The organism is Rathayibacter sp. AY1D1, assembly GCF_002932635.1.
In the GTDB taxonomy this organism is placed as follows: Bacteria; Actinomycetota; Actinomycetes; order Actinomycetales; family Microbacteriaceae; genus Rathayibacter.
Window position 1 is genome coordinate 1 of record NZ_PSVY01000052.1, and the last position, 9,876, is coordinate 9,876.

A 9,876-nucleotide genomic window follows, 5' to 3' on the forward strand; every position below is an offset into this window, starting at 1 on the left:
GGTTGCTCCGGACGCCGACGCTCCGGGCGCCGAGGGGGTGGGCGGAGCAGGTGCATCCGGAGCGATCGGACCGGAAGCGACGGCGTCCGGAGCGTCGGCGTCCGGAGCAACCGGAGCAGCGGACTGCTCCGCTCCGCTCCCCGACGCCGCCACCAGCCGCACGTCGTCCGCGACGGCCTCCGCCTCCTCCGGGCCGGCCGCCGCGTTCAGCGCCGCGGCCGCCGCCTCCGCTCGCGCCAGGGCCTCGGCGGCCTCCGCCTGCAATCGGCGGGCGGCCTCCAGGGCTGCGCGCGCCTCGTCCCTCGCCGAGGCGAGCCCGTCGTCGTCACTCATGGGCTCAGCCTAGGTCGGCGGCGCCGATCAGTCCTCGCGGACGTGCCAGGACTGTCCGTACCCGCCGTCGGCCTCGGGGCGGGCCATCAGCTCGAGGAACGGGTCGGCGCTGAACGCCTCCGGCCCGAGCACTCCGGCGCCGGTCCACACGCCGGTCGCGAGGAGCTCGAGCGCGACCACCGGGTTGAGCGCCGTCTGCCAGACCACGCACTGGGTGCCGTACTCGGCCATCGTCCACTCGTTGTCGCTCACGTGGTAGAGGTACACCTCGCGGTGGGCGCCGTCCTTCGTGCCGGAGACGAAGAGGCCGGCGCAGGTCCTGCCGGTCATCCGCGGGCCGATGCCGGCGGGGTCGGGCAGGGCGGCGGCGACGACGTCGCGCGGCGAGACCTCGACGGGACCGCCGGCCGAGCGGACCCGCAGGGGCTCGGTGCTGTCGAGGCCGAGGAGGTGGAGGGTGCGCAGGACGCCGATGAACTGCTCGCCGAGGCCGTACTTGAAGGTGACCTTCTTGGCGTCGAGCCAGCGCGGCATCAGCAGCACCTCCTCGTGCTCGACGTTCACGCACTCGACCGGGCCGATGCCCTCGGGGAACTCGAACACCTCCGGCTCCGAGAAGGGGGCGGTGGTGTACCAGCCGCGGTCGCGCTCGAACACCACCGGCGGGTTCAGGCACTCCTCGATCGTGGTCCAGATGGAGAAGGACGGAGCGAAGATCTCGCGGCCGTCCGCGTCGTGCACGACGAGGTTCGCGCCGTCGCGCACTCCGAGCTCGTCGATCTCGTCGAAGAGGTGGTCGGAGGCGTAGCGGGCGAAGACGTCGGAGAGTCCCGGCTCCACGCCCATGCCCACCAGGGCGAGGCGGCCGCGGGAGGACCACTCCTCCGCCGCGGCGAACTGCTCGTCGCCGAGCTTGAGCCCCGTCAGCTCGTAGGGCTGCTCGGGGTGCGGGAGCGAGAGGCTCATCGCCATGTCGAGGTAGTCGGCCTCGGCGGCGAGCGCTCCGGCGAAGATCGTCGGGACGAAGCGCGGCTCGACAGCGTTCATCACGTGGGTCGCCCCGTGCGCGCGGGCGACGGTCTCGACGTTCTCGGCGTCGGAGGCGTCGATCCGCGCGGCGACGAAGCGGTCGTCGGCACCGTGCCGCTCCGCGATCCACGCGACCGTGCGCTCGGCCCGGGCGAGGTCGTAGTCGCAGACGATGATCTGCTCGAAGAAGGAGCGGCGCGCGGCGATCTTCGCGAAGGCGTCGCCGACGCCGCCGGCGCCGACCAGGAGGATTCTCATGGGGACACCGTAGCGACGGATCGCGTCGTCCACCATGCCGAGCACCGACGGAATCGGAGCGGAGCGCACCTTTAGGCCACCGGATCCGTCACAGGGCGGCCCGCTCCCCCCGCTCGAGCAGGCGGAGGAAGCCGGAGAGGTGCCCGAGGCCGGTCAGCGAGGTCGGGAGCGAGGCGGCGAGCGCCGGCGAGTGCACCAGGTACGCCGCCCACTTCGCGCGCGAGACCGCGACGTTCAGGCGGTTGGGCAGGAGGAGGAACTCCATCCCGCGCGGGACGTCGGCCCCGGAGGACGCGGCGAGCGACACGATGGCGACCACCGCCTCCCTGCCCTGGAAGAGGTCGACCGTGCCGACCGGGGTCTCCTCGAGGCCCGCGGCGTCGAGGGCGGTGCGGAGGAGCCCGCCCTGGGCGTTGTAGGGCGCGACGACGATGACGTCGGCCGCGGTCAGCGTCCGCTCGCCGTGCTCGTCGGTCCAGGCGCGGCCGACGAGGGAGAGGGCGATCTCGACGACGCGCCTCGCCTCGTCCGGCGAGGAGGTGGTGTCGCCCGCGTGCTCGACCGGGACGGAGTGCACGCCCGGCTCGACCCCCTCGAGGTGGCGCACCTGCGGCGCCCGCGACCGCAGCGCGCCCTCGTAGGACAGCTCGGAGACGGCGTCGGAGAGCGCCGGGTGCATCCGGTGGGTCTGCGCGAGGAAGTAGCCGTACTCGGGCGGGAGGACGTCGTGCCCGTCGGCGAGCCAGCCGAGCGCCGACTCGTCGACCGGCTCCGGGTGCGCGCCCTGGCTCACCTGGGGCAGCTGCTGCGGATCGCCGAGCAGGAGCAGCCGCTGGGCGGAGACGGCCGACGCGATCGTCGGGGCGAGCGAGAACTGCCCGGCCTCGTCGACCACCAGGAGGTCGAGCGAGCGGCGCGGCACGGTGACCGGATTCGCGAAGGTCCAGGCGGTGCCGCCGATGACGCAGCCGCCGCCCTCCTCGAGGACCGCGGTGAGTGCCGCCGCGTTCTTCACCGGCGCCCAGGGCGCCGCCTCGAGCGCCTCGGGCGGCGTGCCGTTCTTGGGCACCTTCGCCACGCGGGAGGGATCGACGCCGCGGCCGACGACGGCGCTCAGCACGTTCTCGACCACCGAGTGCGATTGGCCGACCACGCCGATGCGCCAGCCGTGCTCGTTCACCAGCCGTGCGATCACGTGGGAGCCGACGTAGGTCTTCCCGGTGCCGGGCGGACCCTGCACCGCGAGGGTCGCCCGGTCGAGTCCGAGCAGAGTGGTGACGACCGCGCCGATCACGTCGTCGCCCTGCACCGGAGCGACGGCTCCCGGCGGCACGCGGCGGAGGACGTCGAGCGCCGGGTCGGCCAGCATCGCGGGCAGCGCGTCGAGGACCTCGCCGCCCCACTCCGCGATCGCCTCGGGCTGGGGCGCGGCGCGCGGCGGCGGCGCGGGGGCGAGGGCGACCGGAGCGTCGTCGTGCGGATCCTCCCCCGCCTTCAGGCCCTCCTTGAGGAGCAGGACGATCCGCTCCCCGTCGTCGTCGACCCCGAGGATCTCGGAGCGCTCGGAGGCGCCGCGCAGACCGGGACCGGGCGAGGGTGCACCAGGGGGCGCCGGGGCCTCGTAGACCAGGTACGGCGATGAGCCGGTGCCGAGCCGGCTGCCGGGAGCGAGCCGGCCGAGGATCCGCAGCTCGCGCGACTGAGTGCGGGCGCGCGGGAGCTTCGCCCAGTCGCGGACGACCTCGACCCGGTCGATCATCACGACGTCGCGGGTGTCCGCCCACTCGTCCAGCGGCTGCCGGAGGCGGTCGAAGTGCTCCTGCCAGAAGGTCTTGGCCTCGCGGCGGTGGTAGTCGATCGCCGCGCCGGCGAGGGCGAGCGCGGTCTGGTCGGCCGTGCGCTCGCGCGGCTCGATCCCCTCGACCTGCGCCAGCAGTGCGACCGCGACCGGGTGCGGCTCGCGGGGCACGGGGATCTCGACCTCGAGCAGCGGCGGCAGCTCCTCGCGCGGCGGAGCGAGCTCCAGGAGCCAGTCGCGCAGGCGGAGCGTGGAGCGGCAGTCGTAGGCGTTGTACTCGGCGACGAGGTCGAGCCCGCGCTGCCCCTCGACAAGATCGACCCTCTGCGCGGCGCGCGCCTCCACGTACATCTCGATGCTGTCGGCGGCGTTCGTGACGCCGGACGCGTCCCGCTCCTCCTCGCCCATGTAGAGCGGCTCCAGCTTCTTGAGCGAGTAGCTGCGCGAGCCCACGCGGAGCGCCCGCCGCACCACCGGGTACAGGTCGACCAGGACGCCGTCGCGCAGGAGCGCGTCGACCTCCTCCTCGCCGACCCCGTGGCGGAGCGCGAGCGAGAGCAGGTGGCTGCGCTCGTAGGAGGCGTAGTGGTAGACGTGCATCCGGGGGTGCTCGACCCGGCGCGCCTGCAGGAGCGCGAGGAAGTCGAGGAGCGCCCGGCGCTCGGCCGCGAGGTCGTGCGCCCAGAGCGCGGTGAAGCGCTCCTGGTCGTCGACCATGCCGAAGAGGTAGTCGAGGCCCCACTCGCGGTTGTCCTCGGTGTAGAGCGGGTCGCCCTCGAAGTCGAAGAAGAGGTCCCCCGGATCGGGGGCGGGCAGCCCGGCGAGCACGGAGGCGTCGATCACCTCGACGGCCGGCACCGGCGAGGACTCCGATCGCAGCTGCAGCCGCGCCTGGGCGCGCAGGCCCTCGAGCGTGCCCGCGCTCAGCCCGGGGATGGGGCCGTCGTGCTCGGCGAGCGCGTCGAGGGTGAGCACGCCGGCCGCCCCGAGCTTCGCCCGCTGGTCCAGCCGCATCCCGGCGACGAGGATCGGATCGCGGTGCGCCTGGACCTCGGGCGCGCAGACCGAGCAGCGTCCGCAGGAGGGGTAGCGCCGATCGCCCCACGCCAGCGGCTCGTCGGCCGCGAGGCGCTCGTCGAGCACGGCGCGGAGCCGGGCGCGCTGCACCCGCTGGACCGGGGCGACGACGGCCAGCTCGTGGCTGGTGACGGAGCCGTCGCCGAGCACGAGGTGCACCTGCTCCCCCACGCGGATGCCGCGCGCCTGCATCTGCTCGGCGTAGGCGGCGAGCTGCAGCAGCGCCGGGACCTTCGCGTGCCGGGCGAGCTTGGTGTCGTAGACCTCGTAGGCGCCGTCGGCGGTGCGGAGGAGGAAGTCCGAGAAGCCCAGGAACTCGCCGTCGAAGAAGGTGGCCTGGTAGAGCACGTCGACCCCGGCGCGCATCGCCTCGACGGCGGCCTCGGCCGCCGCGGGGTAGCCGGCGGGCTCGGGGCGCTCGAACTCGAGCACCTCGTGCGTGCGCTTCAGCTCGGCGAGGAAGCGGTGCTCGTGCTCGTCGCCGAGTACCGCGGTGCGCTCGAGCATTCCGTCCCTCTCGGCCTCGAGGCGCGGCGCGCGGCCCAGCAGGGCGTCGAACCGGCGGAGGACCGCCCACTCGCAGGCCGCCCAGTTCGACAGGTCGGTGGGGCTCGTGACCACGCGGCCGGACTCCAGGTACACGCGACTCCTTCCGCGACCACCGGGCGGCGATCGGCTCCAGGCTAGGGCGCCCCTCCGACACTCGTGCGGCTGCGGCCACCACCCGCGCCGCTCCGCCTCCGCGTGAGAGGCTGGGCCGATGACCCGCGCGCGCTTCGAGATCATCCCGGCCGACGACATCGGCGAGCGCGCCGCGCGGGCGTTCCCGGACCCCTCCGCGATGACGCTGACCGTGACCAGCCTGCCGAAGCACGGGATCGGGCGGACCGTGGACTGCGCGGTCGCGCTGGCCGGGCGCGGGTTCCGCGTGGTGCCCCACCTGGCGGCGCGGAACGTCGAGGGCCGCGCCGCACTCGAGCGGGTCCTCGGGCGGATGGGCGAGGCGGGGATCGACGAGGCGTTCGTGATCTCGGGCGACGCGTCCTCGGCGGCCGGCACCTACTCCACGAGCCTCGAGCTCATCCGCGACGCCCGCGAGATCTCACCCGGGCTGGCCCTGGACATCGCAGGCTACCCCGAGGGCCACCCGCACCTCTCCGACGAGAGCATCGAGCGGCACCTGCGCGAGCGCGCTCCGTTCATCCGCTCGATCGTCACGCAGATGTGCTTCGACGTCGACGCGGTGGTCCGCTACGCCGACCGGCTCCGCGAGACGGGGATCACGGCCGATCTGTGGGCGGGGGTGCCGGGGCCGGTCGAGCGCTCGCGGCTGCTGACGCTGGGCGCGCGGATCGGAGTGGGCTCCTCGCTCGGCTTCCTGAAGCGGAGCACCTCGGTGGCCGGCGGGCTCCTCCGCGGACGCCGCTTCGACCCGTCCGCGTTCGTCGCGCGCCTGGAAGCGGCGGCGGGCGACCGCCTCGCGGGCCTGCACGTCTACACCTTCAACGAGCTCGACTCCCTCGCCGCCTTCGCCTGATCGGCGAGCCTCCGCGCTCCTCGAGCGCCGATCCTCAGGGGCTCGAAGCCCTCGCGGGGAGCGCTGCGCCGGTCAGGTGGTGCGGCGGATCCAGATCGGCGGGTGCGGGAGCTCGGCCTCGGTGCGCAGGCGGCCGGCGAGCGGAGCCCAGACCACGAGCGCCACGCCGATCCCGAGCAGCAGGCCGCCGACGGTGTCGCTCAGCCAGTGGGCGCCGAGGTAGGTGCGGCTCGCCATCATCGCCACGGTGTAGAGGAAGCCCGCGATCCAGACCCACAGCAGCGGGAACACCAGGGCCAGCACCATCGCCGTCGTCGCCGCGTTGGCGGTGTGGCCGGACGGGAAGGAGCCGTAGTCGCTGGTGACGAGCATGTCGGCCGGGCGGGCGCGTCCCACCAGCTCCTTGACGAGCTGGGTGGCGCCCACGCTGACCAGCGCGGCGATCGCGTAGTAGAGCGCGGCCCACCGCCTGCGGAACACCAGCAGCACGGCGACGATGCCGAGCGGGATGAGCGTCGTCCCGACGAGCCCCGCTCCGACCGTGTTCATGACGAGGGCCGGGATGTCCCAGACCGGCGAGCGGTGCTCGACGATCTCGTCCATCCACTCCACGTCGAAGCGGAAGGCCGAGGTGGGGCGGAAGGCGATCAGCACGGCGAGGAGCACCGTGAGCAGGATCGCGAGCGACGCGGAGATCAGCGGCCAGCGGCGGGAGACCCGGTGGGCCGCCTCCTTCGTCAGCAGCCGGGCGGCGACGTCGTCGGACGGCACCTGCTCGCGCATCCGCGCGCGCTGGACGGCGTCGGGGCGCGCGGTTCCGGGCTCGGTCGACAGGCGGTCGTCGCGATGATCCATTCGGACATGATGCCGTCACCCGGCGTTCCCCCGCTGGGGGTTGCGGGGCGGCGCGGCCGACCGATCGGAAGACCGGCGTCCGCGCGGCGGGGTTCATGACAGGGTTCGAGCGGCCTTGCGGATCCCCGGCCTTCCCCCGCGGGGGTTCGCGGCGCGCCTCAGCCGGCCGCGCGGGCCAGGCGGGCGGCGCGGAGGGCATCGAGCCGGGTCGGCTCGGAGGAGCGCGAGAGGAGCCGCGCGGCGACGGCGCTCACGCGGGAGTCGTCCGAGGCGGAGGCCCGCTCGAGGGCGGCGGCCGCGTCGGGACCGGTGATCGAGCCGAGCGCCATCACGGCCGAGACCGCGAGCGCGGAGTCGTCGCTGCCGGCGGCCCCGTCCAGCGCGTCGACGGCAGGACGCGCGTCGTCGCCCAGGTAGCCGAGCGCGGCGGCGGCGTGACGCCGGACCGGCGCGGACCCCTCGCGGAGGGCCTGCTCCAGACCGGGGACGGCCGCGGCGCCGAAGGAGGCGAGGACGTCGGTGAGCACATTCTGCGCCTCCGCGTCGTCGTCGCCGAGCAGGCCGAGCAGGACCGGCAGCGCGCGCGCGTCGCCGAGGCGGCCCAGCGCGAAGCGGGCCTTCGCGGCGACGGCGGGCTCGGAGTCTGCGGCCAGCGGGGCGATGTCGTCGAGCGTCGCCGGGTCGAGGATCTTGCTGAGCACGTGCAGCGCCTGCGTGCGCACCCGTGGCTCGCGGCCGAGCGCCTCGCGGGCGACGGGGACGGCGGCGGAGCCGAGGCGGCCGAGCGACCAGGTGAGCACGTCGCGGACGAAGAAGTCCGGCTCCTCCCACAGGTGCGCGGCGAGGGGCTCGGCGGTGGCGGGCTCGGCGAGCTCGCCCAGGGTCATCGCCGCACGGAGGCGGACGTCGCGGTCGGGGTCGGAGAGCTCGGCGAGCAGGGCGGAGGAGTCGCGGGAGGACATGGGAGGGGACTGTAGCAGCGGCGCTCGGGAGCGGATCCAGCGAGGGCCGGAGCACCCGGGAGGAGCCGCAGGCGCGGGGCGTGCCGGACCGCCGGGACCCGGAGCCGAGCGCTCAGTCCTGCAGCGCCGGGACGCTCCTCGGCCGGACGATCAGCCAGAGCGCCAGGATCGACACAGTCGCCGTCGCCATCATCACCAGGGCCATCGGCACGGCCGAGCCGGCGCCGAATACCCCTGAGATCGGCGACAGCAGTCCGGCGGTGCCGAAGTTGACCGCTCCGAGCAGCGACGCGGCCGTCCCCGCCTCCCGGCCGTGGTTGACCAGGCCGAGGACCTGCACGCACGGGAAGCTGAAGCCGCACGACGCGATGAAGAACCACAGCGGGACGAGCGTGCCCCAGAGCCCCAGCCCGAGCACGTCGAAGAGGGCGATCAGGCCGGCGGAGGTGAACAGCGTCAGCGTCGTGATCGCGAGGATCCACTGCGGCCCGATCCTCCGGCTGAGGTAGGAGGACGCCTGCACGCCGAGGACGACGCCGAGCGAGTTCACGGCGAAGAGCAGCCCGTACTGCTGCGCGTCGAATCCGTAGAGGCCCTGGAACAGGAACGAGGAGCTGGAGAGGTAGGTGAACAGGCCGGCGAACGTCATGCCCCCGATCACCGCCACTCCGAGGAACACACGGTCGCTGAGGACGGCCCGGTAGCGCTGCACGAGCGAGCGGTGCTCGCGCTCGTGTCGGGCGGCGCGGGGCCGGGTCTCGACGACGAGCAGGCCGACGGCCGCGACGACCAGCACGCCGTAGGCGGCGAGGAAGACGAAGATCCCGCGCCAGTCCATGATCAGCAGCAGCTGCGAGCCGATGACCGGCGCGAGCACGGGCGCGAGGCCCGACACCAGGGCGAGCCGGGACAGCATCCGCACCAGCGGGCGGCCGCCGAAGAGGTCGCGGACCATCGCCATCGCGACCACGCCGCCCGCCGCCGCGCCGGCCCCCATCAGGAAGCGGAAGACGCCGAGGGTGACGATCTCGGGGGCGAGCGCCGCGCCGACGCAGGCCAGCACGTGCAGCGAGGTGGCCAGGAGGATCGGCAGGCGCCGGCCGACCGCGTCGCTCCAGGGGCCCACGACCAGCTGGCCGAGCGCGAAGCCGAGGGTCGTGCCGGTGAGAGTCAGCTGGACCGCCGCCTCCGACACGTTCAGCTCGCTCTGCAGCGCGGGGAACGCCGGCAGGTAGAGGTCGATCGTGAACGGCCCGAGGGCGGTCAGCGAGCCGAGGACGATCACGTAGACGAGGCGCTGGCGGGCCGTCAGGGCGTCGCCCGGGTGGCGGTGCACGGGGAGGGAGCCGGTCGGAGTCGAGGCGGGAGTGGACACGGAGTGCCTTCCTGCGCAGGGCGCAGCGGGGTGGGAGGGAGGGAGGGGGGCGGCCGGTGTCGTCCTCGGCGCGGGAGCGGACCTCGTCGGCTCCACGCCGCTCGGTCGAATCAATTCGATCACGTGTCGGACAGGGGCGCCACCCCTCGGACCGCCGTCGGGTCAGACCGGGTGGAGCGGAGTGCCGAGCGGGTCGGCGAGCAGGCGCTCGAAGGCGAGCTCGGCGGCGCCCAGCATGAGCAGATCGGCGCCGAGCTCGGTCCGCACGATGCGCACGGAGTCGAGTGCGACCCGGAAGGGGCCGCCGCGGCCCAGGCGCTCCTCCAGGAACCCCGGCGCGACTCCGATCAGCGCCCCGAGGAAGCCGCCCAGCACCACGAGCTGCGGGTTGAACACGTTGATCACGTTGCGCAGGGCGACCGCGAGGTGCCCGAGCTGGCGCTCGACCTCGGCGCGGACGGCCGGGTCCTCGGAGGCGGCGAGCGCCTCCTCCAGCCGCTCGCTCTCGTCGAGGCCGAGCACGGTGAGCAGCTCGGCGCGGCCGACCTCGGTCTCGAGGCAGCCGACGGCGCCGCAGTGGCAGTCGATGCCCGCGCTGTTGACGAGGGTGTGGCCGATCTCCCCCGCGTAGCCGTCGATGCCGTGCAGAGGC

Annotated in this window: 7 protein-coding genes and 1 pseudogene; 1 reads left to right on the forward strand and 7 read right to left on the reverse strand. The window is 74.3% G+C overall.

Translation table 11 applies throughout. The annotated features are described in order from the left end of the window. From C5C56_RS16970 to C5C56_RS16980, 3 genes and pseudogenes are all read right to left on the reverse strand, one after another. Nucleotides 1-333, reverse strand: a pseudogene (locus C5C56_RS16970) (dihydrolipoamide succinyltransferase); the annotation flags it as partial. Nucleotides 334-360: 27 nt separating this feature from the next. Beyond that, nucleotides 361-1,620: a saccharopine dehydrogenase family protein gene (locus C5C56_RS16975; protein WP_104319989.1), complete on the reverse strand. Its 1,260-nt coding sequence runs from the start codon at nucleotides 1,618-1,620 to the stop codon at nucleotides 361-363. An 88-nt stretch (nucleotides 1,621-1,708) separates the two neighbouring features. Beyond that, the gene (locus tag C5C56_RS16980; RefSeq protein ID WP_104319985.1) at nucleotides 1,709-5,137 is read right to left on the reverse strand and encodes a bifunctional RecB family nuclease/DEAD/DEAH box helicase; all 3,429 of its coding nucleotides are present in this window, start codon (nucleotides 5,135-5,137) and stop codon (nucleotides 1,709-1,711) included. Nucleotides 5,138-5,255: 118 nt separating this feature from the next. Here C5C56_RS16980 and C5C56_RS16985 point away from each other — a divergent pair, with 118 nt between their 5' ends. After that, the gene (locus C5C56_RS16985) at nucleotides 5,256-6,032 is read left to right on the forward strand and encodes a methylenetetrahydrofolate reductase (RefSeq protein ID WP_104319986.1); all 777 of its coding nucleotides are present in this window, start codon (nucleotides 5,256-5,258) and stop codon (nucleotides 6,030-6,032) included. Nucleotides 6,033-6,104: 72 nt separating this feature from the next. Here the strand turns inward: C5C56_RS16985 and C5C56_RS16990 are convergent, their stop codons facing one another. The 4 genes from C5C56_RS16990 to C5C56_RS17005 all read right to left on the reverse strand — a co-directional run. Then, nucleotides 6,105-6,887 (reverse strand): phosphatase PAP2 family protein, encoded by a 783-nt coding sequence (locus tag C5C56_RS16990; protein WP_258062797.1) that lies wholly within the window; start codon nucleotides 6,885-6,887, stop codon nucleotides 6,105-6,107. A gap of 158 nt (nucleotides 6,888-7,045) precedes the next feature. Next, nucleotides 7,046-7,849 carry a HEAT repeat domain-containing protein gene (locus tag C5C56_RS16995; protein WP_104319987.1) on the reverse strand — a complete coding sequence of 268 codons (804 nt, stop codon included), beginning with the start codon at nucleotides 7,847-7,849 and terminating at the stop codon, nucleotides 7,046-7,048. 112 nt (nucleotides 7,850-7,961) lie between these two features. Beyond that, nucleotides 7,962-9,224 carry a multidrug effflux MFS transporter gene (locus C5C56_RS17000; protein ID WP_104314786.1) on the reverse strand — a complete coding sequence of 421 codons (1,263 nt, stop codon included), beginning with the start codon at nucleotides 9,222-9,224 and terminating at the stop codon, nucleotides 7,962-7,964. A gap of 162 nt (nucleotides 9,225-9,386) precedes the next feature. Beyond that, on the reverse strand, nucleotides 9,387-9,876 hold a 490-nt coding region (locus C5C56_RS17005), incomplete at its 5' end, for an ROK family protein (RefSeq protein ID WP_146086523.1).